Origin of the sequence: Pantoea sp. EA-12, assembly GCF_030053355.1 — a bacterium.
Lineage (GTDB): Bacteria > Pseudomonadota > Gammaproteobacteria > Enterobacterales > Enterobacteriaceae > Pantoea > Pantoea vagans_C.
Genome location: NZ_JASGBY010000001.1, coordinates 531569 through 555991, shown reverse-complemented (window position 1 = coordinate 555991; position 24423 = coordinate 531569). Strand labels below are relative to the sequence as shown.

The window sequence follows — 24423 nt, the reverse complement described above, 5'->3', positions numbered from 1 at the left end:
TAATGAATAATCACCTTCGCGACCAAGAATATTCTGAGCATCACTCCTTTTCCAAAATATGCTGCCAAAGTGCAAGCACCAAGTTGAAACTAAGAATCATTCTCACTAAGGTGTTTCCACTTTTTCTCCTCTACAAGGAAGTGGTTGAATACCATGGCAAAGCCTCACTACGCCCGTTCTCTGCTGAGCACATTAGTCACAGCAGCACTCTTCATTCCTGCGGTTCAGGCCGAAGAGAACCCGATTAATGACGCCACACCCAATGCGTCAGGTCAGCAGAAAGCACTGACTATTTCGGATAAGAAAAGCACAAGCGATAACACCATGGTGGTGACCGCCCGAGAGCAAACTTTACAGGCACCCGGCGTCTCCACCATTGACAGCTCGGCGATTAAAAAGCACCCCATCCAGCGTGATGTCGCGGAAATTATTCGCACCCAACCGGGGGTGAATTTGACCGGCAATTCGAACAGTGGTCAGAGAGGTAACAATCGTCAGATTGATATTCGCGGCATGGGACCGGAAAACACCCTGATTTTAATTGATGGCATGCCGGTCAGCAGCCGTAATTCAGTACGCTATGGCTGGAGCGATGAACGTGACACCCGTGGGGATACCAACTGGGTGCCGCCCGAGATGATTGATCGTATCGAAGTGATTCGCGGCCCAGCGGCAGCGCTCTATGGCAATGGCGCGATGGGTGGCGTGGTCAATATCATCACTAAGCCCGCCACCGATGAATGGCATGGTAATTTCAATACCTACTTCAATGCGCCAGAACATAAAGATGAAGGGGCTACCAAGCGTTATAACGCCAGCCTCAGCGGCGCACTGGCCGATAATCTGACATTGCGGTTATACGGCAACTGGAATAAAACCCAGGCCGATGCGCAGGACATTAACGAAAGCCATACCACACCGCGCATTGGGGCTTATGCTGGTAGTTATCCTGCGGGGCGAGAGGGGTTTATTAATAAAGATATCCACTCTGCCCTGCGCTGGGAATTTATGCCACGTCAGGCGCTGGAATTAGATGCCGGTTTTAGTCGTCAGGGCAACCTGTATGCGGGTGATACCCAAAACACCAATACCAATGCGTTAGTACAAAAGTATTACGGCAAAGAGACCAATGTGCTTTATCGCCAAACCCTGAGCCTGAAATATACCGGTGCCTGGGATAACGGCGTGACCACCAACAACTATGTGCAGTTTGAAAAAACGCGCAATACCCGACTCAATGAAGGTTTGTCGGGGGGGATTGCCGGGATCTTCAATGCCTCCGATGAAGGCTTCTCCACTATTACGCTGTATGACACTAACCTACACTCAGAGGTCAACATTCCGCTTGATGCCTGGGTGAGTCAGACGCTGACGTTTGGTGCGGAGTTGAATCATCAGGCAATGCGCGATCCAGCCTCCAATACAGAAACCACCACCACCGGTGGTGCAGTGAACGGTATATCCAGTGATGGCCGCAATCTTTACAGCTCCGCCGATATTTATGGCATCTACACCGAAGACAATATCGAACTCACCGACTCCACACGCCTGACACCAGGCATTCGTTTTAATCATCAGAGCATCAGTGGCAGCAACTGGAGTCCAGCACTGAATCTGTCGCAAGAACTCGGTGATGACTTCACGCTGAAACTCGGCATCGCACGCGCCTGGAAAGCCCCTAATCTGTATCAAACCAATCCCAACTACCTGCTGTTCAGTAAAGGCCAGGGCTGCTATGCCAGCGCCAGCTACTGTTATTTGCAAGGTAACAGTGATTTAAAAGCAGAGACCAGCGTCAATAAAGAGATTGGTATTGAGTATCACCATGATGATATTCAGGCCGGATTGACCTGGTATCGCAATGACTACCACGACAAAATTGAAGGCGGCTATAACCCCGAATACAACAACGGCACCTCCGATGTTTATAAGTGGGAGAATGTGCCAAAAGCCGTGGTACAGGGTCTGGAAGGTACGCTGAATTTCCCAATCAGCGATGCGTTATCCATGAAGAACAACTTCACCTACATCATCGATAACGAGAATAAGACCACGGGCGACTATCTGTCGATCATCCCGAAATATACCATTAACTCCACGCTGGACTGGCAGGCAACCAACGATCTGTCCGTGCAGGGCACGCTGACCTGGTATGGTCGCCAGAAACCTAAGAAGCTTAACTACAAAGGCGAAGCCACTTCAGGCAGTGAAACGCGTCAGGTTTCCCCTTATGCGCTGGTCGGCATGAGCGCCACATATAGCGTGACCAAGTATCTCGATGTCACGGCAGGTATCGATAATCTGTTCGATAAACGTCACTTCCGTGAAGGCAATGCGCAAAGCACCGGCAATGCTACCACCGGGGCTTATTTGTGGGGTGCAGGCGCCAATACCTATAACGAGTCAGGACGGACGTACTATATGGAACTGGGCATGCATTTCTGATTGAAACATCGACGGTCATCGCCATTAGGTGACCGATACCTTTGCAAGGTGCGTAAGCATGCGCACCCTTTAACCCGCATTTAGGATCTCAATGTACCTGCGATTTTTATCAGTTTTTCGGCCATTAACATTGCTGCTCTTGTTTATTAGCAGCAGCTCGTTCGCTCGCCCGGATATGACGCCACTCGGACCCAACATTGCCGATAAAGGCTCGGCCTTTTACCATTTTTCTACCCGCATGTTCGATTCTGCCGATGGCATGCGACACTACAAAGTGTGGATCGGCGTGCCTGACAAAGCCCCGCCGCCAGCGGGCTATCCGGTGATCTATATGCTAGATGGCAATGCGGTAATGGATAAACTGCAGGAGCCGCTGCTGGAGAAACTGTCAGCAGACCATCCGCCGGTGTTAGTGGTGGTGGGCTATCAAACCACACTGCCGTTTGATGTGAAGTCTCGTACCTTTGATTACACGCCGCCCGATAAAGAGCACGGCGAGGCTGGGTATACCTTTAGCCGAGGTCGTACCGGCGGCGGCAGCGTGGCGTTCCGCACTCTGCTGGAGCAGCAGATCGCCCCCGCAGCGGAGCACGGTTTAGCGATTAACACCCAGCAGCGCGCGTTGTGGGGCCACTCGTACGGGGGATTGTTTGTGCTGGACAGTTATCTCTCGTCGCACTTCTTCACGCGTTTCTATGCCACCAGCCCTTCCATCGGTCAGGGCTATTTTTCATTGCTGAGTCAAATGCAGGGGCTGGAGCCGGACCAGGCTCAAGCAAAAGATCTGACGCTGATGGAAGGGAACGGCGACCGCCGTCGTGACAGCAATACCGCCGAACCCGACGTGCTGCGCGCGGTGCGTTCGACCATCAATCGCATGGCCTCAAACGGCATTGCGGCACGCTATCAGCTTTATCCGGGACTGACGCATGGGCAGATGTTCGGAGCCTCGCTGGAAAATACCCTGAGCAAGGTTGCTCAGGATAAATAATTACTGGCTGGCATAGACGGCGTTAACTTCCGTTATTTCGGTGCGCATTTCTGCGCACCTCCCATCAATTAAAAAACTTAATATCCGTTGGCGTGGAGATTTTCGCCGCATCGCCAGCCGCTTTTAACTCACCGCTATTCTCATTGAAATGGAACAGGGAAATATTGTTAGTAAACACATTGGTCACATAGAGATATTTTCCGCTGCCATCAAAAGCAAAGGCGCGGGGTTCAATGCCGTTGACCTGATAACTCACCGGTTTGCCTGGCATACCATCCGCCTCAATTTTAAACACCAGCAACTTATTATCAGAACCACGATTCGCCGCGATAATATATTTACCGTTCGGGCTGAGAATAATCCCGCCACCGCTGCGATATTCCGCACTGCTGTTTTCGCTGTTCAGCTTAATATGAGCAGCCGGTTCCAGACGATCGTCCTTAACCGTAAACACCACCAGTTCACCGGCCATCTCGGTGGTGACGTACGCATGCTTACCATTCGGGGCAAACACCATATGACGCGGCCCGGACCCGGCAGTGAAATTCACATCGCGGGCGCTGTCCGCTTCCAGCGGCTGGGCCTTATCGGCGTGATAACGGTAAGCGTGCAACTTATCTCCACCGAGATCGGCTGCGTAGAGCACCTTGCCATCATGGGTAAAGGTGGTGGAGTGCGCATGACCGCCATCCTGACGCCCTTTTACCGCACCGGTTCCGTGATCAAACGGGAAATGCTGTACTTGCTCGCCCAGCTTGCCATCGTGATGAATTGGGAACACTGACACCCCCGCACCGCCCTTCGCCACCGAATAGTTCGCCACAAACAGGAATTTACCGTCTGGGCTAATGGTCGCATGGGTTGGCTGCTGGCCGTGGCTATCCACCACATTCAGCACCTGCACCTTTCCGTCTTTGGCCACACTCAGTGCGGTAACGGCCCCGGCATTTTCTTCATTGGTGGTGTAAGCGAAACGTCCATCATGCGATTTCACAATCCATGACGGACTTTTCATTTTGATCACCTCCACAGGCGTCAAGGTGCCGTCACTGTTCACTTTCAGACGATATAAACCTTCGCTGGGATGATCCGGTTTTTGCTCTAAAGGCGCATCAGGAATCGACGTCCAGGTCCCCACTAATGCTGTTTGATGATGTTCCGCGGCATTTGCCATAGCGCTCCCCGCCAGTGAAAAAACAGCTAAGGATAATGCCATGGTTATGTTTGTGGCTAAACCGCTGCGTACGGCTTTTTTATTTCTATTCATGTGAATACCCCACCATAATCGGAATGTTTAACGACTATACCCAAAATAATTCGAGTCCCCTCATGGGGCCTACTCTTGGTTCAGGAAGGCGGCAAGTGCATGAATCCTCAGGAGCTTACTGAAGTAAGTGACTGAGGTGAATGCACGTAGCCAACGCACCTGCAACTTGAAGTATGAAGGGTATATAGTGGGATTAATTTGAATAACGCCCGGCCAGGGTGACCGGGTTCACAATAACGCAGATTAATATTTAGGAAATCGTGCCATTTAATTCTGGCTCATCGCGAACCAGGGTAAATATCTGCCAGTCAACCTGTTCAGCCTGCAGCGTAAATAGCGCGGTCGCCAGCGTATTCTCGTCATCGGGGTCCTGCGGCGAGAGCCGATAAATCGGCAGCACGGCATCATGCTGGTCAGAAAGAATCGCTTTCGCTGCAACACCATCAAGCTGCATTTGCGTCTCTAGCCACTTAATTAAACGTTGCTGGCGTGAACCTGAGCTTGCGGTAATCACCTGCTCTACCGCAGCCAGTTGCGGATGAATGAGATGGTTGGCATGGGCAAATACCCCGGTCAACGGCATCACGGAACATCCTGACCCCGTTGCTTCCACACTGAACAGGCGGCTATCGCCCCTTTGTCCCAGCGTATGATGGAATGCCCCGGCACGCGGTTCGGTGGTAAGGATGGCAATCGCCTCGTCCAGGGTGGTCGCATTGAGCGCTGCGCGCGCCAGAATCTGGCGCGGCATGCCGTCAGGACGGTGCAGCGCACGAATATTATTGACCGTGTTCACCACTCCCTTCTCGTTTACCGCAACGGTGTGACCGCAGATCGATCCCGGATAGGCAAAACTGGTGAAGGCGAGCCCCTCATCAGGTGTAATGCTGACAATGGCACAGTCATCACGCAGTTGCGGGAAACCGTCTTCATTGTGCGCGATAATCAACTCGCCATTAGCGCCTTTCCCCGCCACCGTGGTACAGCCATCCGAGGTGGAACGTACCAGATCGCCACGACAGTTCCAGGCAAACACCTCATCAATCGGCGCCTGTAAACCTTCAGCCAGCCCGACCAACTCTTGCCAGATGAGTGGATACTGTGCCTCAACCTGCTGGCGCATATTGACGGTCTGCGGCGCATCTTTCATGGCGGTAACGGTTTGCCACAGCGCCGTTTGCGTCAGTTTTTGATGCCAGGCCGTGCGGCCAAATTCACCCAGTTGCTGACCCACAGCGAAGGCGGAACCACGAATTGCGAGTTTTTTCATATTGTTGGTTTCTATAAAATGACGTCAGATGAGTCAGGCGTTGGCGTCTGCGCGCCATTCATTATCATCGAGAGAAAACTGTAATAACCGTTAATGCCGATCAAATCCACCACCCCTTTTTCGCCCCATAAATCGATGGCTTGCTGCCAGGTGGCGTCACTGACCTTCTGCTGCTGATGCAGTTGCTGGCAAAAGTGGTAAATCACCCACTCATCCGGCTGTAAATCTTCCGGCAGCTGTTTTGCGTTAATCGCCTGTACCGCTGCGGCTGAAATCCCTTTTTCACGGGCAATCGGTGCATGAATCGCCCACTCCACCGGCTGCGACCAGTGGCGCGCCGTCATCAAGATCGCCAGTTCTGATAAACGCTGGCCAAGCGCACTGCGGTAGCGCAAATATTCCCCCATGCGCTGCGCGTGTGCCATCAACTCAGGGCTACGCAACAGCGGTTCAAACGGGGGCAACAGCGCACCGCGCGGCCCATTGATGATCTCTTGCGCCAGCGGACGTTGCTGATCGTCCCACTGGTGTTCCGCCAAAGGCGGTAAGCGGTTAGTCATAATTTGCCGGTCTCTTCACGAATCACCACCCTCAGGGTATCGACCACAAAATCGAGCTGGCTCGGGGTGATAATAAACGGGGGGGCGATCAGAATATGGTCACCATATTGTCCGTCAATCGTTCCGCCCATCGGATAAACCAGCAATCCGCGTGCCATGCAGTTGGCCTTGATTGCCGCATGAAGTTTCAGTGCGGGGTCAAAGGGCGTTTTGCTCTCTTTATCGCGCACCAATTCAACCCCGGCGAACAAGCCACGACCGCGTGTGTCACCCACGTGTGGTAAATCACCCAAAACCTCACGCAGTGCGTTTTGCAGATATGCGCCCTGTTGTTTCACCGCATCTAACAGGTTATCGCGCTCAATCACCTGTTGTACGGCCAGTGCAGCCGACGCGGCGGTGGCGTGACAAATATAAGTGTGCCCATGCTGGAACAGTCCGCTGCCCGCTTGCAGCGCTGACACAATCTTTTCGCTCGCCAGCACGGCGCCAATGGGTTGATATCCGCCACCCAATCCTTTAGCGATGGTGACCAAATCGGGAATCACGTCGTCTTGCTCAAAAGCATGCAAGGTGCCGGTACGTCCCATACCGCACATCACCTCATCCGCAATGTACAAAATGCCATATTTGTCACAAAGCGAACGCACTCCTTTCAAATAGCCTGGCGTGGGTGGCGTCGCGCCGGTGGTGGCACCGACCACCGTCTCTGCACAGAAACCAATGATCGTTTCCGGGCCGGCATCCAGAATTGCCTGCTCCAGTTCGTTTAACAGACGTGTGGTGTATTGCTGTTGACTCTCGTCCGCACGGCGATCGCGATACTCATTGCAGGCCGACACGCGAATCACATCAATCAAAAGCGGCGCGAACTGACGACGACGCCATTCGTTGCCGCCCACCGCCAGCGCCCCCAGCGTGTTGCCGTGATAGCTCTGCTTACGCGCGATAAATTTGGTGCGTGACGGTTGGCCGATCTCAACAAAATACTGACGGGCCAGTTTTAGCGCGGTTTCAACCGCTTCCGAACCGCCAGACACGAAGTAGGCATAGTTAAGATCGCCCGGTGCGGTGCGGGTCAACTGTTCGGCAAGTTGTTCGACCGTGTCACTGGTAAAGAAACTGGTGTGGGCATAGGCCAGTTGATCGATCTGGCGATGCATCGCCGCCAGCACATCAGGATGGGCGTGCCCTAAGCAAGAAACGGCAGCGCCACCGCAGGCATCAAGATACTGTTTTCCCTGTGCATCGAAGATGTACGCCCCTTGTGCGCCTTTCGCCACGGCGGGCGTGGTGCGCAAACTGCGGTGGATGATGTGGCTCATAACTGGGTCCTGCTCCTGAATACGCTACGGTAGTTAAGCGCATCTTGCAGGATCCATTTGAATCACGTCAACGCATTTATGATTCAAATGCATTCTATTTTCTTATGACAGATGCAAATGAATCATTTATCAGGATTTACCGGGCACCACGTAAGCACCTGAATCGATCAGATAGCGTTCGGCACTTTCGATTTTGTTGACGGCCTCACGGCCATGACGAGCGACCAGCATCGCCAGTAAACACTCTGCCAGCCCCATGCCAGAGACCACTGAAGGGAAAAATGACGGGCTATCAATGGAGAACAGCAGCGTACAATCGGCAGCTTGCGCCAGAGGTGAAACCGGGGAATCGGTGATGGCAATAATCTTAGCCCCCGCATCTTGAGCTGCGTGTAAAACGTCCAAAGACTCACGTGAGTAAGGCGCAAAACTGGTCAACAGCACGCTATCTTTTGCCGTCAGTTCACGGGTGAACACTTCAATATTGCTCGCCAGGCCATCAATCAGTGACACCTGACGATTAAACAGCCGATAGACGTAAAACAGTGACCAGGCGATAGGGAAACTGGCGCGAAAGCCACAGATATAGACATTGTCTGCCGCATCCAGCAGCGTCACCGCCTGCTCCATCGCCTGATGATTCTCATTGCGCGTATACGCCAGGTTGGCTTGATGCGCCTGGAACACCTCTTCATATAGTTGCGGCTGAGTGCCTTTGGCGATCAGTTTCTCCGCTTTGGATACGTATGTATCATTGCGCAGACCGATGTCATCGATAAAAGCATCTTTGAGTTCACCCCAGCCGTTGTAGCCTAGTCTCTGCGCCAGTCGCAGCAGCGTCGCGGGTTTGACACCCGCCTCACTGGCAAAGGCACGCATTGATTGCACCACCAGTTGATTGGCATTTTGCAGTGAGAATTCGGCGGCGCGTTGCAGTTCAGGCGACAATACACTGAACTGGCTGACAATATTTTCCCGAAGATTCATGGCGTTTGGTCATTGGTAACGGATGGATGCATATAATCATAATTGGGACGATGAGAAAACAGCGTGCAAAGAATTGCGCAATTCTTTCCAATACCACTTTCCTCACCACGTGCTTTAATGCCGTCAACACAATAAATACAGAACGGATTGTTCGCTATGCTTCAGTTTTCAAATGGTTTTTTACTGAGTTTATCGCTGTGTCTGGATATTGGGCTGGCCAATATCGCCATGATCACCCTGGCGATGCAAAGAGGTTACTTTCACGGCTTCTGGCTCGGCATTGGGACCTGCGTAGGCGATCTGATTTACGCCTTGCTGGCGCTGGCGGGTATGGCCGTGGTGCTGCAGTTCACCGCCGTGCGCTGGGTGTTGTGGATTGGCGGGGGCGTCTTGTTGCTGTGGTTCGCCGCAAAGATGCTGATCGCCGCACTGCGCAAAGATGCCACCCTACCGCAGGCAGAGCAGCAGCCCTATCGTTCGCTACTGCGTGAATTCCGTCGTGGTGTGGTACTGGCGATGTCATCACCGACCGCCATCCTGTGGTTTGCCAGTGTTGGAGGCGCATTGATAGCGCGCATGGGGCACGGCAGCGTGAACGCGACATCATCGTTCCTCAGCGGATTCTTTATTGCGGGTGTGGTCTGGACCTGCGTGCTGTGTCTGGTGGGTAGCATGGGAGGGAAATTGCTGGGTCAGCGCCTGCTGAAGTATTCGTATCTCGCTTCGGCGCTGATTTTTTGCTACTTCGCTGCCTATGTGATGGTTTCAGGCTATCGGGAATTTATCCTGCGCTGAGGCGATCTGTTGCGCATAGTGATGCGGTGTGGTGCCCATCACTTTGCGAAACGCGTTGATAAAGTGGCTCTGATCGTAGAAACCTAGCTGCAGTGCCGCCTCCTGCGGATGCACCCGCTGACGCAGCAAATCGCGGGCCTGATGCAAGCGCAACTGCATGTGATACTGCAACGGCGGCATGCCGGTTAGTTGGGTAAATCGACGCACCAGATGGTATTTACTCAACCCAGCTATCTGCGCCAATACCTCTAGCTGAGGCTTCTCGTGCAGATGCTCACGCAGAAACTGTTTTACCTGCTGGATAATCTGCACATCTCCCTGCTGCAAACTGGCCTCATCATCCAGCAACTCTCCACACAACCACAGCAGTTGCTGTTCCAGCAAGGTCTCATCGGCCTCACGAGCCAGTTCGTCAAAGCGACAAATGGCTTGAAACAGGCGAGCGTCGTTGAACACCCCTTCACGCAGTGCAGGCGCTTCTGCTGTTCCCAGCAGATTGCTTAACGTCGATTGCGTCAGGTGCAGGCTAATGAAGCTCACCGCCTCAAGGCTAAACTGAGAGGACTGAATCGAACTCGGGTTATACAGGGTGACCTGTCCGGCGAACACTTGTTCGACTTTGCCATCCAGCCAGATCTCTTCACGCCCGCTTAGATTGGCGCACATCACATATTCATCATGCAGATGGCGTGGAAAGCGACTGCCGCTGGCACTGACACGCGAAGATTCAATGCCGTTACGGCTAAACCAGTCAGAAGAGGTGAGCGACACGTAACCACCAAGAGCAAGGAGGAGTGCGTTATAACAGCATCGCCAGGAGGAAATTGCAAACTGATGTGGTTGCCATAAATGGCTTAATGATTGTTAGTTAAGCGACTGACGATAACGCCGTCTTGGGCCACACCGGGGCTGGCGGTCCTCGCGCCGCTACGCGGTGCCTTCACTTCGCTCGTCTGCCTTAACGGACCGGTGCCGATGGAACATCCATGTTCCAGCGCCACCTTTCGCCCGCGTCCTGCGGGCTCTCCTGGCATACTCGCTCAGCTCAGCGCTGCGGAATGCCAGCCCCGGTGCGGCCCCAGCCAGCTCATTAGCTTCAGTGCGCGTTGTCAAAAAGGGCACATTGTATGAGGCCATGACGCCTCTACTGCCCCCTCAGGGTTATCCGCAGCGCTGAGACTTTTACGTTGGGCCAGGAGCCCCACGCGGGGAGGCGTGGGGCAGTTCGCGGCCGACCATGGATGGTCATCCGCGAACGGTCCGTCCGGCACGACGTGGAAGTCGAAGGTACCGCTTTAGCGGCGCGAGGACGGCCCAGAGGGGGCAGTAGTGGCGGCAGAGCCCGCACAGAAAAGAAAGGCCACTTAGCAATGAGCAGCCTGAGTTCTTAACTGACGCGCATGCCCCTACAAGAATGGAGGTAGTTTTTCTAGAGGTGCGCATGAATACGCACCTGATGACCTAAATACCGGCAATGCGCTTTAAATCCGCTTCCGCACCCGGCGCAACCGCCAACACTTTAGCTCCTTTCAGCAGCCGTTCGCCTTCGGTGTTGAACGGGTGATACCAGCCGCCCGCCTCTTTCACCAGGCAATAGCCTGCCAGGCAATCCCAGGCATGCATATAGGGTTCGAAATAGCCCACCACACGGCCTGCAGCCACCCATGCCAGCATCAATGCACCCGAGCCGATGCGGATAAAGTTGCCACCGGCTTCCAGCAGTGACGCCAACAGCTTGCCCACTTCCTCGGGACTGACATAGCTGTTGGCACCAAATCCGGTGACATGATTTTGCAGCGTACGCGAAGGGTCGACCTGCAAGCGACGACCGTTCAACGTCGCCCCCTGACCCAATGCCGCCACATAACACTCCTGATAGGTCGGCGCGTAAATCACCCCAATCACCGGCACGCCATCGTGCAGTACCGCCACTGACACGCACCAGTTTGGCATCCCGTTGAGGAAAGGGCTGGTGCCATCAATCGGGTCCACCACCCAGGTATAGCCCGATGTACCCGCCTGCAAACCGTACTCTTCACCCAGAAAACCATCGTCGGCAAACTGTGCACGAATCTGCTGGTCGATCATCTGTTCCACTTCACGGTCTGCGCGTGACACCACATCCTGCAAATCATGTTTGGTTTCCACCACCAGCGTGTCGCGATGATGGAAATACTCCAGTGCCTTCTCGCCGCCTGCGCGTGCCACTTTCTCTGCCAAAATCACACGGGACAGCAAAGCTTCATTTACCGAGTCGCTCATTATTCATCCTTAACTTAACCGGCAATCAGGGCTAATCCCTGAGGTTTAAAATCAATCGCTACCGTTGAGGTCAGGGGCAGTTTCTGCTCCATCTGCGCATCAACAATAAACAGCGAACCCAATTCCGTTGCCACTTCATACTCAATGTGATCGCCCAGCCAGGTACTGTGCGTCACTTCACCTTGTAGCGCGCCGCTGCCCGCTTCATGCAAGGTAATAAACTGCGGGCGCACCGAAAGTTGTGCCGCCCCTGGCTGCACGCCGTTACTGCGCACGCGGTAACGTTGGTTGCCCAACTTCACCAGCGCATCGCTGCCCTCAAGCTGCTCGACTTCGCACGGCAGGATGTTGGCTTCGCCCATAAAATCAGCGATAAACACCGAATTCGGGGCGTGATAGAGGCTTTCTGGCGCACCCTGCTGGGCAATATCCCCCTCTTTCATGACAATAATTTTATCAGACACCGCCAAAGCTTCTTCTTGATCGTGGGTGACATATACCGCGGTGAAGCCAAGCCGTTGTTGTAAGTCGCGAATATCGGTGCGCACCCGACGGCGCAACCGTTCATCCAGATTGGATAACGGCTCATCCAACAGCAGCACTTGCGGCTCGAGTACTAAGGCGCGTGCCACGGCGATACGCTGCTGCTGCCCACCAGACAGCTCTGACGGCAGACGATTACCCTGTGTCTCCAGTCCGACTAACTTCAACCCTTCACGCGCGCGGTCTTGCGCTTCCTGCTTCTTCATCCCGGATGACTGCAATCCATACATGATGTTGTCGAGCGCACTCATATGGGGGAACAGCGCATAGGATTGAAACACCATCGCCACATCACGCTCGTTAGCGGGAAGGTTAGTCACGTCCTTGCCACCAATCAAAATACGTCCTGAAGTGGGGTGTTCAAGACCCGCTAACAAACGTAGCGTGGTGGTTTTGCCACACCCCGAAGGACCGAGCAGCGTCACCAACGTACCCGGCTCCACGGTCAGCGAGAGATCCGGCAACGCATTAAAACCTGCAAAACGTTTTGTCACATGTTCAAACACCACCGAACCGGCTTGAATGCGGGTCATAGGGCTCTCTCCTGAGTTAATGACGTCGAGGATGGGATAGCTGCCACGTCGACAGGACGTGCCACGCGACGCAAGCGACGCTCGCCAACCAGCCACTGGAACACACCAATAATCAGCAACATCACCACAATCAGTACGGTGGAGTAGGCAATCGCCACACCGTATTCACCGTTCTCGACCAATCCCACGATGTAGGATGTCGCCATGTTGTACTGCGCGCTGACCAGGAAGATTACTGCGCTGATCGAAGTGATCGCGCGTACGAAGGCGTACACCAGCGCCGCGCTGATGGCCGGTTTCAGCAAAGGCAGCACCACTTTACGTAAGGTGCGGAAACTGTTGGCACCCAGCGTTAAAGAGGCTTCATCAAGACTTTTATCAAGCTGACTCATGGCCGCAATGCCCCCGCGCACGCCGACCGGCATATTGCGGAACACAAAACAGGCAATCAGGATTAACGCGGTGCCGGTGATCTCCAGCGGTGGCAGGTTATAGGCCATCACATAACTCACCCCAATCACCGTGCCGGGGATGGCAAAGCTGAGCATCAGCAAGAACTCAAACGTCTGGCGACCGGCAAACTTCTGTCTGACGATAAGCCAGGCGGTCAAGAGGCCAACTATGGCGGTCAACGGTGCGGCAATCAGCGCAATCTCTAGCGTGGTCCAGAATGAGTTCCATGCCACCCCGCTCCACAACAGATGCCCCTCACTAAAGCTGACACGGAAGGCGCGGACATAGTGTTCGATGGTTAACGCATCGTTTAATCCCCACGACTGCACGAATCCCCCCACCACGATCATGCCGTAGATGACTAAGGTGAAGATCCCCCACGGAATCACCATGCCGTACACGCTGTAACGCAACACACGTGGGAGCTGTCCATGTTTTCCACCGTCACCTTTACCAGTGACCGTGGCAAAGTTTTTGCCGCCCAACCACCAACGTTGCAGGACAAACGCCGCCAGGGTGAAGCACAGCAGGATCATCGCCAGCACCGCCGCACGACTCGGATCGTTCTGTGCGCCGACTACCGAGAAGAAAATCTCCGTGGAGAGGACGCCATGGCTGCCGCCTAATACCATCGGATTGCCAAAGTCGGCCATGCTTTCGATAAAGCTGATCAGAAAAGCGTTCGCTAATCCCGGAGCCATCAATGGAAGAGAGATGCGACTGAACGTGCGCCAGCGGTTAGCGCGCAAGGTTTGTGACGCCTCTTCCAGCGAGGGACTCACCCCTTCCACTACGCCAATCAGCACCAGAAACGCAATCGGGGTGAATGACAAGACTTGCGCAATCCAGATGCCGGTCATTCCGTACAACCAACGCCCGGGCTCGATACCAAACAGTGTCGCCAGATGTTCCGTCACTACGCCAGAACGTCCAAACAGCAAGATCAACGCCAGACCAATCACAAACGGCGGAGTAATGATTGGCAGGATGGTCAGCATGCGCAGCGCTTTTTTGCACGGCAGCGGCGTGCGCGTGGCGGCGAGGGCAAAGGCTAACCCGAGCAAGGTCGAGCCGCTGGCCGTCATCAACGCCAGCCACAGCGTACGCCACGCCGTACCACAGGTGCCGCCCTTGAGGCAGGCTAAGCTCCAGATTGAGGGATCCTGGAGATTGCTGATCAGCCCATCGGGTTTAAAACTGCCGTCCACATCCTGCACCGACACCACAAACATGCTCAGTACCGGATAGAGTACAAACACGCTGACCAGCGCCGTCAGTAGCACCAGCGATGCGACGACAAAGGCATCGCCCTTGAGTACGCCACGTTCGGCAAGGGCAAAGGAGAACAGCAGCAGGAAGGTGGTGAGCAGCACGATCGCACCGGCACCCATAGCAGGTTGACCCTGGGCCAGTGCGCCAAAGTGGTTTTCCAGCCACATCCAACTCCAGCCGCTGTACCCGATGGCGTGGCCTTCGATGACCAAAAAGATCACCCCTAAAGCGCTAAACAGCAGCAGTAATCGGCTGCGCGCACCCTGGGGCAATATGCCGCACGCGGTACACAGCCCAAACAACGCCAGCGCCATCACCAGCCACGGATGTTCACCCAACTGCCATAGCATGGGTGCATTGGCGGCATCACCCCATAAATTGAACAGCCAGCCGCCATCAAAAAAACCGCTTTCAAGGCTGTACCACGGCAGCAGTAACAGTGCCGTTGCGCCCAGTAATAGCGCAGCCGAGAGACGACGATTATTTGCGTTCATAAATACCTCGATCGGAGGATCCGGTGCGCATAAAAGCGCACCCTACGACAACTTCAGCACTATTGTTTTGAACCGAAGTCATGACGAACGACATCACTGTGCGCTCGCACCGATCTCTTTATCCCAACGGCTCAACAAGGCTTTGCGTTTTGCCGAGTCACCGTAGGTTTTGAAGTCATAATCGATCAACTTAATGTTCTCGAAACGCGGCGCGTATTCAGAGATTTCAGCGTTGCGGTTTGACGGTAACTGGAAGGATTTCGCCTCTTTCATGTGCGACTGCGCTTCAGCACTCAGCGCCCAGTCGTACCAGACTTTGGCGTTTGCCAGGTTGCGCGCGCCTTTCACGATCGACATCGATCCAATCTCATAACCGGTGCCCTCACACGGCGCCACGGTCTTTATCGGGAAGCCATCCACCTGCATCGCCACTGCATCGTGCATAAACACAATGCCGACCGTGGTTTCACCGCGTGCCGCCGCTTTCACTGGCGCCGATCCCGACTTGGTATATTGCGAAACGTTAGCATTGAGTTTTTTCAGGTAATCAAAGGCTTTGTCTTCACCCATGATTTGCACCAGCGTGGCTAAGGTGTTGTAAGCCGTGCCGGACGAATTGGGATTGGCGATCTGAATTTCCCCCTTGAAGCCAGGGTCCAGCAGATCGGCCCAGCAGGTGGGTTCTTTGAGCTTTTTATCCGCCAGTAACTTGGTGTTGTAACCCCAACCCAATGCTCCGGCATAAATCCCCACCGTGCGATAGCCCGAATTTTCAGCCTGCTTCTGCGCCCAATCCTGCTGCTGATCCAGCAGTGGCGATTTATAGACCTGGGTTAACCCCTCATCGGCTGCCTGCATATGCGGATCGCCCGTCCCCGCCCACCAGATATCGGTACGCGGATTACGTGCTTCACTGCGCAGACGTGCATAGGCTTCCCCGGCGGACAGGCGCACCATGCTGACATTAATGTCTGGATGCTCCTGGCTGAAGATGCGGGTCATGTGCTCGCACACCACCACATCTGCCGAGCAGACCATATTAAGATTGCCCGCGGCGGACGCGGCGAAAGGGACAGCGGTGGAACAGAGGGACAGCGCAACGGCGATAGAGGTGGCTCGCATGGTGTTCTCCTTGGGTTGTAGGGTGGTGCTTCACTGGCACCTTGTATTGCACGTGTGTGCAAAGTAGTAATGAACAAAAAATCAGCTGTCAAATAGCTTGCTGCGCAATTGATTGCCTATGTCACAAAAATGCAACAAATGAGATCTTGAACAGATTGCACAGCTTTGCAATCTGAGGCAGACTCATTTTCAGCCATAAGTTGGGGAGGAAGGCAGCATGCAAAATGAGAAAGCGGTGGTCAGTGCGCAGGATGTTGCCGAACGCGCCGGCGTGTCGCGCTCCGCTGTTTCTCGGGCATTTACCCCAGGCGCCAGCGTGTCACCTGCGATGCGCACGCGCGTGATGAAAGCCGCAGAGGAGTTGGGTTACCACGTCAACCACTTGGCGCGTGGGCTGGTGCGCAATCGTAGCGGTATCGTCTGTCTGGTGGTTTCGGAGATCGCCACCCCCTACCGCGCCAGCCTGGTACGCTGGCTGACACAATATCTGCAAGAGGCGGGTAAAATCGCCATGCTCATCAACACCGATCGTTCCGATAACAGCGTGTCAGCGGCGTTGCAGCAAGCGATCAATTTCCGCGCCGATGCCTCCATCATTCTCTCGGGCATGCCGGATCGCACCATTACCCGACAGTGTTTCCAGCACGGCCAGCGCATTATTCTAATTAACCGCGATGAGGATCTGCCTGGCTCACTCAGCATCCATCTTGATGCGCAGCGTGCTGCGGCGACGGCAGTAATGGCATTCCAGCGCGCCGGTTGTCGGCATCTGGCATTTGCCAATTCACTGGCGGGTACGCCGAGCCTGATGAAGCGCGAAGCTGCGTTTATTGCGGAGGCTGAGCGTGTGGGATTGAGCGTCACGGTGGAGCGGTTTGGCACCACTTCATATGAAAGCGGTCAGATTCTCGCGCATCGTCTGCTGACGCAGCCTCAACGCCCGGATGCGATATTTTGCGTCACTGACCTGGTGGCATGTGGATTGATGGATGAGGCGCGGCATCGCTTTGCTCTGCGCGTACCGGACGATCTCTGTTTGATCGGTTATGACAACATCGCCCAGGCGGGTTGGTCCTCTTACAATCTCACCACCTTTGCCCAACCGGTGGAGCAGTTTGCGCGGGATGCAGTGAACTGGTTGCAACGTACCGAAGCGGAAGAGCACGGTCTGACGCCGCAAAATGACCCACAGCATCACAGCCTGGTTTATCAGGCTGATGTGGTGTGGCGGGGATCGGTGCGCGGCGGATAATTTATTGCTGGCAGCTTGCCTTAATGACGCCACGCAGCCAGCGATGCGCGGCATCGTTCTCCAGCCTTGGATGCCACAGTTGTGACACTGTCATTTCGGGTGTGGCAAACGGCAGTTCGAACATCGCCAACCCTGGATGGTTTTTAATCAGCGGATGATGCTGTACCAGCGAATATGGCACCAGTGCCACCAGGTCAGAGTCTATCGCCAGCGCGACCGCCGTCGAGAATGCAGGCACCACCGACACCACTCTACGGCTCAGCCCGGCCTGTTCAATGGCGTCATGAATGGGCCCACCCAGTTCGATTCGTCTTGAAGCGACGATGTGACCGAACGCCGCCAACTGGCTAATATCTACCTGCTTTGTCAACGGATGCCCGCTTCGCACCACCCCCACAAACCGGTCGCGAAACAGCGCCTGTAAGCGGACTTCCGGGCCCATATTGCCTAACACGCCGATTTCCAGATCGATATTACCTGCGCGCAAATCACGATCGCTTTTCTCCGGCTTACTGAGGAAAACCAGCTGTACGTTTGGCGCTTGCACCGCGACAGCGGCGATGAGTTTGCAGCCAAAGGCTTCAACAAACCCCTCGTTGGTGCGCAGGGTGAAACGACGACCCAGTTGTGCCAAATCGAGTGTTTCGGCATCAGGGCTTAACACGGCACGCGCTTCTCGCAAGGTGAGATGGGTGCGTTCGCGCATCGCCTCTGCGTAAGGGGTGAGCACCATATTGCGCCCCGCGCGCACCAGCAGCGCATCTCCGGTGGTGGCACGCAAGCGCCCCAATGTGCGGCTCATCGCCGATTCACTGAGGTTTAAGCGTCGTGCAGCCCCTATCACACTGCCTTCAATCAGCAGTGCATCCAGTGCAATCAGTAAATTCAGATCGGTATCATTCATCTTCGCTATCCTGCTTGATGGCTGTCCCTGTGACAAGGCGTTTGATGCAGGTTATCAATGCAAAGGCTGCGCGTTCCGCCTTCCCTCTCCACGCGCTAGACTTTTTCCTCATCGCATCCGGAGGAATACCTTATGAGAATATTACTGATTGGCGCATCACGTGGACTGGGCTTCGCTCTGGCGGAAAATATGCTGAAACGCGGAAACCAGGTGGTGGCCACGGGCCGCGCCCACTCAACAGACAAGCTGGCGCTACTGGCGGCGCAGTATCCGCAACAGTTAATCGTGGAGAGCGTGGACATCACCGAGCCACAACAGCTGGACGCGCTGTCTCAGCGGCTGGATAACGCCCAGTTTGACATGCTGTTTGTGAATGCCGGGGTGAAAAATGATGACCGGGAAACCATTGCCGACGTATCCACCGAGGAGTTCATCCGCGTGATGGTCACCAACGCCCTCAGCCCGCTGCGCGTGATTGAGACCTTTAAAGATCGTGTCACGCCTCACGGCACCATCGCGGTGATGTCTTCGGGCCAGGGCAGTATTACTAATAACACCAACGGCAATTACGAGGTTTATCGCGGCAGTAAGGCGGCGTTAAATATGTTTATGCGCAGTTTCGCCGCGCGCAACCTCGACGAACGCACGTTGTTATTAATGGCACCGGGTTGGGTTCAGACCGATATGGGCGGGCCAGAAGCGCGGCTGACCATCGACGAAAGCATTCCTAATCTGTTGGATACCATGGAGGCCTATGCCGGTCGCACCGGATTACATTATCTGGATTATCTGGGGCGCTTGGTGCCGTGGTGAGGCCGCCTACGTGGCGCTGTCGCCATAAATGGCGACCCTACAATGCATTGGCGCGTTTTAAGTAGGGTGCGCATTGAGGTACAACCGGGCACATGGGTAACAGATCAGACCGGGCACATAGGTAACACTTTTGTGCTCAGTCGATTCGAATAATACTTTTTTCTGCCCGGTCATAATACGCCAGTATCACCCTGTCGAAGAGGATGACGTCAACTCCGTCATCCACTTCCAGGAACCTTACGTACTCACCCCGTAATGCCGAACTCAGGAACGTGCGCCCGTTCAGGCTCAGGTCACCTTTTTCTCCGACTTTATATAACTTTGCCCCCTCCGGATAGTTCACCTCAGGCACTTTTCCATCCCAACTTCGCGGTGAGGGCACCCATATTTTTGCGGGCGGTACCTGTCCATGAGCCTCATGCGGCTTCTCCTGATTGAACTCATTACGCCATCCGTTACACCACTCCCGCTGTTCCAACAGCGAGCCGAACACATCATGGTGGCTCATCGCGGTTTTCATCGAGAGATGCATGCGCTCGTGACGGGCATTTTGCCCCGGACATCCCGGCGTGGTTCTTTCTGTTTTAATACCCAACTTCATCAGCCACACGCTCCACTGTGTCAGCGCCAGAATGCCCGGCGCGACGAAGGGAGAGCCGTTATCGGTGCGGATAATGTCGGGGAGTCCACCTTCGCGGAAGGCGGCTTCCATACAGCCACGCACGAATGTCGTGGTCTCTGACGTGCCGGGCTCACAGCACAGGAGGTAGCGGCTGTGGTTGTCGGTGAGGGTGAACGGGCGGCACCAGCTGCCGTCTTTCAGGCGAAAGCGGCCCTTAAAGTCAGCGCTCCAGACGTGATTGTTCCTGTTCGCATCGGTGAGTTCGTTCAGATTTCCCGGCGTACGCTTGCGCCTTATCCGTGGAGACACCAGCCCTTCTTCTTTCAAAAGGTCCCCTATCGTGCTGGCCGCGGGAACGATGAAGTCAGCGTTGTTGTTGAGGAACCAGTGGCGAATTTTTTTAGGCCCCCAGTCGGGATGCTGCTGGCGAAAGAGGACGAGTTGTTCGGCGATATCCGGAGGGATTTATCCTGGCTGCGTGAGACGGGCACGGGAGCGATTTTCAACGGAGGAGAGCTCTTCAGCATTAAATCGCTTAAGCCATTTATAGCCGGTTTTTCGACTAATGCCGTGAAGGAGGCAAAGCTCGGTCATGGATTTCTCGCCTGCCTGGCAGGCGAGGATGAAGTGAAGGCGTTGCATGGTAACAGTCTCAGTCCAGGGCATAGTGAGTCTCCTCTGCTATGCCAATTTATAACTGTTACCCATGTGCCCGGTCTAAAGTGTTACCTATGTGCCCGGTTTGCACCTTGATGCGCACCTGGCTAGCATTTGCGTCGCAGCAATGCGCGCAGACGCTCACGCAACCAGACATTCGCAGGGTCATCCTGCTGCACATTGTGCCACAGCAGCGATAACTCATAATCCGGCATGGCAATCGGTACGGGCGCGGCTTCGAGGCCATACCGTTCACGCCACACAGGCTCCAGCCCTTGCGGTACGGTGGCGAAGATCGGCAATTGTTGCAACAGCAGCGGCAAACTGGCGAAATGCGGCGTGACGTAACGCACGCGCCGGGATTTGCTTAACCGCTGCAACTCACGGTCTAGCGCACTTTCACTCGCCCCACGATAGGACACCAGCGCATGGTCGTGGCGTACAAAGTGCGCCAGGGTGAGCTTTTTCACAGCAATCTGCTGTTGGCTCCACAGGGTACGAAACCCTGCACGCGCGATTCTCTCCCGCGTCAGATCGCGGCTCACCTCATTGCCCACCGTCACCACCACATCCGCTTGCTGCTGCTCCATCAGCGGGATCGCTTGCCAGGGATCGGCCGCCACGACGTTGATATCAATATTTGGCGCTGTGCGGGCCAACTCAACCAGTAAATCCGGCATCAGCCACTGCTCCAGCCAGTCACTCATGCCGATGCGGAACGTACGGCTATCCTGCAGCGGATTAAATGACTGAGGCGTAAAAATCACCCGATGCAGATCCTGCATCAGCGGCGCAAATTGTTGTACCAATTGTTCAGCGCGCGGCGTGGGCGTCATGCCCTGTGACGTCCGCACAAACAAAGCATCGTTGAACGTTTCGCGCAATCTTTTCAACGCGGCGCTCACGGCCGGTTGTCCGAGGTAAAGCCGGTTCGCCGCCAGCGTCACGCTACGCACCTCAAACATCACCAACAGCACAATCACCAGATTGAGGTCGATACGCGAAAAATCATTTTCATTGATAGGCCGCATGATTTTAATCGATTTAATTAATGAAATTGCGCTCAGTATAGTGGTTTTCATCTGAAGTGATGAACGCTTAACTGGAGCCAGCATGAACATTCGCGTAGGCGATTGCCTGATTGAAAAAGTTTCTGAACAAACCGGCAGCTTCCCTTTCGGCGCACTCTATTCCGCACACCGCGCGGAGATGAGTGATGACTTTGCTGCACAGCTAGCTGAGGTATCCATTCACAGTTGGGTGGTGCGCGCGGGTGAGGACGTCATTGTGATCGATACCGCCACCGGCAATGGGCGCAACCGCGATAACAAGCCGCTATTCCACCAGCTCAATACCCCTTATGCCGAGAATTTAGCGCGTGTGATTGTCGATCCAGCATCCGTGACCCTGGTGTTGATGACACACATCCACACCGATCATGTCGGCTGGAACACACACTGGCACAACGGTGAGTGGCAGCCGATGTTTCCTAACGCGCGCTATATCTGCTCGGCCGATGAGTTAAAACAGTGCCTGCAGACGCCCGCGATGCAGGAGTTGTATCGCGACAGTATTCTGCCGTTAATTGAGCGCGGCCAACTGGAGACCATCAATGTTGATCACTCCCCGCTGTTTGCAGGCGTACTGCGCTATATCGCCACACCGGGCCACAGTGTCGATCATGCCTCTATCGTGCTGGAAAGCGGCGGAGAATCGGCGATTTTTGCCGGGGATGTGATGCATCATCCGGTGCAGTTTCAACACCCACACTGGAACTCGCTGTTTTGTGAGGATTTACCGCTGGCCATCGCTTCGCGTCAACGCGTTATAGACTGGTGCCGCCAACATCAGGCAATCTGGTTCAGTTCCCATTTTCACAGCAGCTCGTGCGGTCGCGTGGCACCCGACGGGCACTGGATACCACTGGAGGATTAACCGGATGCAATACGCTGACTATCTCATCGCGTCACTCAGCAGCTTACAACAGGCACTGCAAAGCGGCGCTGTCACTTCGCGCCAGCTGACAGAGTTTGCGCTGCAACGCATCGCGGAGGTGGATCAACCCCGTTACAACGCCATCACCTGGTTGTTTGCCGAGGAAGCGTTGGCAGCAGCCGATGCCAGTGACGCACAGCGCCAGCGCGGAGAAGCGTCAGGGCAACTGACCGGTATTCCTGTGCTGATCAAGGACAATATTGAAGTCAAAGGGTGGCCTACCAGCGCCGGCTCGGTGCTGCTACGTGACGTTATTGCCCACGAAGACGCGCCGCTGGTCACCACGCTGCGCCAACAAGGCGCGATCTTAATCGGCAAAACGGCAATGCATGAACTGGCGGCAGGAATCACCGGTGCCTCATCGCTGAGCGGATTCACCCATAACGCCTGGCGCGAAGGTCGAGCGCCGGGCGGATCGAGCAGTGGTTCGGCGGTGGCCGTTGCTGCTGGCTATGTGCCGCTGGCGATCGGCAGTGATACCGCAGGTTCGGTACGTATCCCCGCTGCGTTTAATGGGTTGTTCGGCTTGCGTATGACGCGCGGCGCACTCAGCACTCAAGGTATTGTGCCGCTCTCGCCGACGCAGGATATTCCTGGTCCGCTGGTGCGCAGTGCCGCCGACCTGCGCATCGCCAGTGAAATCTTGAGCGGACAGCACTTTGCGCGCGAAGGTGAAAAGCTGCGAGTGGGCATCTGGCAGGAAGGATTTGCCACCGATGAGCACGAAATTAACCAGGCCGTTTATGCAGCGGTTAACGGGTTCTCACCGGAGACGGTCAGCTGGCCACAGCTGGAATCCCTTGCTGCAGAAGCCAACATTATTGGCTATGAGTTTGCGGAAGCCCTGGCCGGATACCTGGCGGACAAACCGCGCGCGCAGTTTCATACCTTGCAAGAGATTGCCGCCTCAGAGCTTTACCATCCTCAGTTGACCAACGTATTTAAAACCCGCGCCGCACACCCGGGCACGGACAGTGCGGGTTATGCCACTGTGCAGCAACGCCAGCGCGATGTGTATCAGCAGCTGGAAGCAATGTTCACACAGCATAATATCAACCTGTTGGCCTACCCGGTGGTACGCCGCGCCCCGGTCAGGCATGGCGAGATGCAGGAAGGCAGTAATGCGCTGGTGTCGGCAGTGACCGGTGCACCCGCCATCAGTATTCCCGCCGGATTGAGTGATGACGGGATGCCGATTGGCGTCGAGTTGCTGGCACTGCGTGGCCGGGAGGATTTGCTGCTGCGGGCAGCGGAGCAGATTGAGGACGCCCTCACCCCACCCCTCTCCCGCATGCGGTAGAGGGAGTCGCTCGAGCGTTGAATAATAGTGGTGTACTACTTCAACACTCTGGAAACTACAATTATTTCGAGAACGATAACGGGTCCAAAACGTCACCGAACGGTCCCCTCTCCCGCTTGCGGGAGAGGGTTAGGGTGAGGGTAAAACCCAGCATTACCCATGCAACTTCAACCCTTTAATCGCCTTATCAACGGCCTTCTTCGGGCCACGGATTGCGATCCCCACCAGGTTCAGATTGTCGGCATCCTCCGCCATAAACACCTCGCGGTTGGCCGCATCATGACCAGTCGAGAACATCGCTTCCACATAAGGGATCAACGTCAATTCCCGCTCCAGCCCCTGCCGATGCGCGCGCTGTAATCCAGCTAAATCGCCAGCAAACACCAGCATCGGTTGGCCAGCCATATTGCCATACTGACGCCCATCGGCATCGACATAAGGCTCGCCCATCATCTCGGGCGCGGCGGACGCCACACCGGTGGCGAGAAACGCCACCACATTCAGGCGCTGCCAGGTGGCTAAATCATCACGAACAATCAGGGCGATTTTGGTATCAAACAT

The 24423-nt window shown here is 55.0% G+C and carries 22 protein-coding genes; 7 read left to right on the top strand and 15 right to left on the bottom strand.

Going from position 1 to position 24423, the window contains the following annotated elements; all coding sequences use genetic code 11:
• The first annotated feature begins 153 nt into the window (after nucleotides 1-153).
• Entirely contained in the window at nucleotides 154-2445 is a 2292-nt protein-coding gene (locus QMZ30_RS02590) for a TonB-dependent siderophore receptor (RefSeq protein ID WP_283226268.1), read from the top strand.
• Between the two features lie 175 nt (nucleotides 2446-2620).
• A complete protein-coding gene (locus QMZ30_RS02585; RefSeq protein WP_283226267.1) occupies nucleotides 2621-3436 on the top strand; it encodes an alpha/beta hydrolase in 816 nt (271 codons plus the stop codon).
• Between the two features lie 64 nt (nucleotides 3437-3500).
• Here QMZ30_RS02585 and QMZ30_RS02580 read toward each other — a convergent pair whose 3' ends face one another.
• From QMZ30_RS02580 to QMZ30_RS02560, 5 genes are all read right to left on the bottom strand, one after another.
• On the bottom strand, nucleotides 3501-4610 hold the full coding sequence (locus QMZ30_RS02580) for a lactonase family protein (protein WP_283226266.1): 1110 nt from the start codon (nucleotides 4608-4610) through the stop codon (nucleotides 3501-3503).
• Nucleotides 4611-4953: 343 nt separating this feature from the next.
• Entirely contained in the window at nucleotides 4954-5973 is a 1020-nt protein-coding gene (locus QMZ30_RS02575; protein ID WP_283226265.1) for a C45 family autoproteolytic acyltransferase/hydrolase, read from the bottom strand.
• Nucleotides 5974-5984: 11 nt separating this feature from the next.
• Entirely contained in the window at nucleotides 5985-6533 is a 549-nt protein-coding gene (locus tag QMZ30_RS02570) for a carboxymuconolactone decarboxylase family protein (RefSeq protein WP_283226264.1), read from the bottom strand.
• Complete coding sequence (locus tag QMZ30_RS02565) at nucleotides 6530-7858, bottom strand: aspartate aminotransferase family protein (RefSeq protein ID WP_283226263.1); 1329 nt, start codon at nucleotides 7856-7858, stop codon at nucleotides 6530-6532. Before QMZ30_RS02565 ends, QMZ30_RS02570 begins: the two co-directional genes overlap by 4 nt.
• A gap of 129 nt (nucleotides 7859-7987) precedes the next feature.
• A complete protein-coding gene (locus QMZ30_RS02560; RefSeq protein WP_283226262.1) occupies nucleotides 7988-8845 on the bottom strand; it encodes a MurR/RpiR family transcriptional regulator in 858 nt (285 codons plus the stop codon).
• A 156-nt stretch (nucleotides 8846-9001) separates the two neighbouring features.
• Here QMZ30_RS02560 and QMZ30_RS02555 point away from each other — a divergent pair, with 156 nt between their 5' ends.
• Nucleotides 9002-9640: a LysE family translocator gene (locus tag QMZ30_RS02555; protein WP_283226261.1), complete on the top strand. Its 639-nt coding sequence runs from the start codon at nucleotides 9002-9004 to the stop codon at nucleotides 9638-9640.
• On the opposite strand, the gene QMZ30_RS02550 is transcribed toward QMZ30_RS02555, so the two are convergent.
• The 5 genes from QMZ30_RS02550 to QMZ30_RS02530 all read right to left on the bottom strand — a co-directional run bounded on the left by QMZ30_RS02550 (nucleotide 9611) and on the right by QMZ30_RS02530 (nucleotide 16319).
• On the bottom strand, nucleotides 9611-10411 hold the full coding sequence (locus QMZ30_RS02550; RefSeq protein WP_283226260.1) for an AraC family transcriptional regulator: 801 nt from the start codon (nucleotides 10409-10411) through the stop codon (nucleotides 9611-9613). The genes QMZ30_RS02555 and QMZ30_RS02550 overlap by 30 nt on opposite strands.
• Nucleotides 10412-11101: 690 nt before the next feature.
• Nucleotides 11102-11902, bottom strand: coding sequence for an inositol monophosphatase family protein (locus QMZ30_RS02545; protein WP_283226259.1), 801 nt, complete (start codon nucleotides 11900-11902; stop codon nucleotides 11102-11104).
• Between the two features lie 14 nt (nucleotides 11903-11916).
• The gene (locus QMZ30_RS02540) at nucleotides 11917-12978 is read right to left on the bottom strand and encodes an ABC transporter ATP-binding protein (RefSeq protein WP_058972935.1); all 1062 of its coding nucleotides are present in this window, start codon (nucleotides 12976-12978) and stop codon (nucleotides 11917-11919) included.
• Nucleotides 12975-15197, bottom strand: coding sequence for an ABC transporter permease (locus QMZ30_RS02535; RefSeq protein ID WP_283226258.1), 2223 nt, complete (start codon nucleotides 15195-15197; stop codon nucleotides 12975-12977). The genes QMZ30_RS02540 and QMZ30_RS02535 overlap by 4 nt, the downstream gene beginning before the upstream one ends.
• Before the next feature lie 93 nt (nucleotides 15198-15290).
• Nucleotides 15291-16319: an ABC transporter substrate-binding protein gene (locus QMZ30_RS02530; protein WP_283226257.1), complete on the bottom strand. Its 1029-nt coding sequence runs from the start codon at nucleotides 16317-16319 to the stop codon at nucleotides 15291-15293.
• A gap of 217 nt (nucleotides 16320-16536) precedes the next feature.
• Here QMZ30_RS02530 and QMZ30_RS02525 point away from each other — a divergent pair, with 217 nt between their 5' ends.
• The gene (locus tag QMZ30_RS02525) at nucleotides 16537-17571 is read left to right on the top strand and encodes a LacI family DNA-binding transcriptional regulator (protein ID WP_283226256.1); all 1035 of its coding nucleotides are present in this window, start codon (nucleotides 16537-16539) and stop codon (nucleotides 17569-17571) included.
• Between the two features lies 1 nt (nucleotide 17572).
• On the opposite strand, the gene QMZ30_RS02520 is transcribed toward QMZ30_RS02525, so the two are convergent.
• The gene (locus QMZ30_RS02520; RefSeq protein WP_283226255.1) at nucleotides 17573-18475 is read right to left on the bottom strand and encodes a LysR family transcriptional regulator; all 903 of its coding nucleotides are present in this window, start codon (nucleotides 18473-18475) and stop codon (nucleotides 17573-17575) included.
• 132 nt (nucleotides 18476-18607) lie between these two features.
• Between QMZ30_RS02520 and QMZ30_RS02515 the strand changes: the two genes are divergently transcribed.
• Nucleotides 18608-19288: an SDR family NAD(P)-dependent oxidoreductase gene (locus QMZ30_RS02515; protein ID WP_283226254.1), complete on the top strand. Its 681-nt coding sequence runs from the start codon at nucleotides 18608-18610 to the stop codon at nucleotides 19286-19288.
• Between the two features lie 136 nt (nucleotides 19289-19424).
• Here the strand turns inward: QMZ30_RS02515 and QMZ30_RS02510 are convergent, their stop codons facing one another.
• The 3 genes from QMZ30_RS02510 to QMZ30_RS02500 all read right to left on the bottom strand — a co-directional run bounded on the left by QMZ30_RS02510 (nucleotide 19425) and on the right by QMZ30_RS02500 (nucleotide 21598).
• A complete protein-coding gene (locus QMZ30_RS02510; protein ID WP_283226253.1) occupies nucleotides 19425-20237 on the bottom strand; it encodes a DDE-type integrase/transposase/recombinase in 813 nt (270 codons plus the stop codon).
• Nucleotides 20238-20375: 138 nt separating this feature from the next.
• On the bottom strand, nucleotides 20376-20576 hold the full coding sequence (locus QMZ30_RS02505) for a helix-turn-helix domain-containing protein (protein ID WP_283226252.1): 201 nt from the start codon (nucleotides 20574-20576) through the stop codon (nucleotides 20376-20378).
• Between the two features lie 98 nt (nucleotides 20577-20674).
• A complete protein-coding gene (locus tag QMZ30_RS02500) occupies nucleotides 20675-21598 on the bottom strand; it encodes a LysR family transcriptional regulator (RefSeq protein WP_283226251.1) in 924 nt (307 codons plus the stop codon).
• A gap of 82 nt (nucleotides 21599-21680) precedes the next feature.
• Here QMZ30_RS02500 and QMZ30_RS02495 point away from each other — a divergent pair, with 82 nt between their 5' ends.
• On the top strand, nucleotides 21681-22502 hold the full coding sequence (locus QMZ30_RS02495) for an MBL fold metallo-hydrolase (RefSeq protein ID WP_283226250.1): 822 nt from the start codon (nucleotides 21681-21683) through the stop codon (nucleotides 22500-22502).
• A gap of 4 nt (nucleotides 22503-22506) precedes the next feature.
• The gene (locus QMZ30_RS02490) at nucleotides 22507-23862 is read left to right on the top strand and encodes an amidase (RefSeq protein WP_283226249.1); all 1356 of its coding nucleotides are present in this window, start codon (nucleotides 22507-22509) and stop codon (nucleotides 23860-23862) included.
• A 153-nt stretch (nucleotides 23863-24015) separates the two neighbouring features.
• On the opposite strand, the gene QMZ30_RS02485 is transcribed toward QMZ30_RS02490, so the two are convergent.
• Nucleotides 24016-24423 (bottom strand): DUF2000 family protein, encoded by a 408-nt coding sequence (locus QMZ30_RS02485; RefSeq protein WP_058972943.1) that lies wholly within the window; start codon nucleotides 24421-24423, stop codon nucleotides 24016-24018.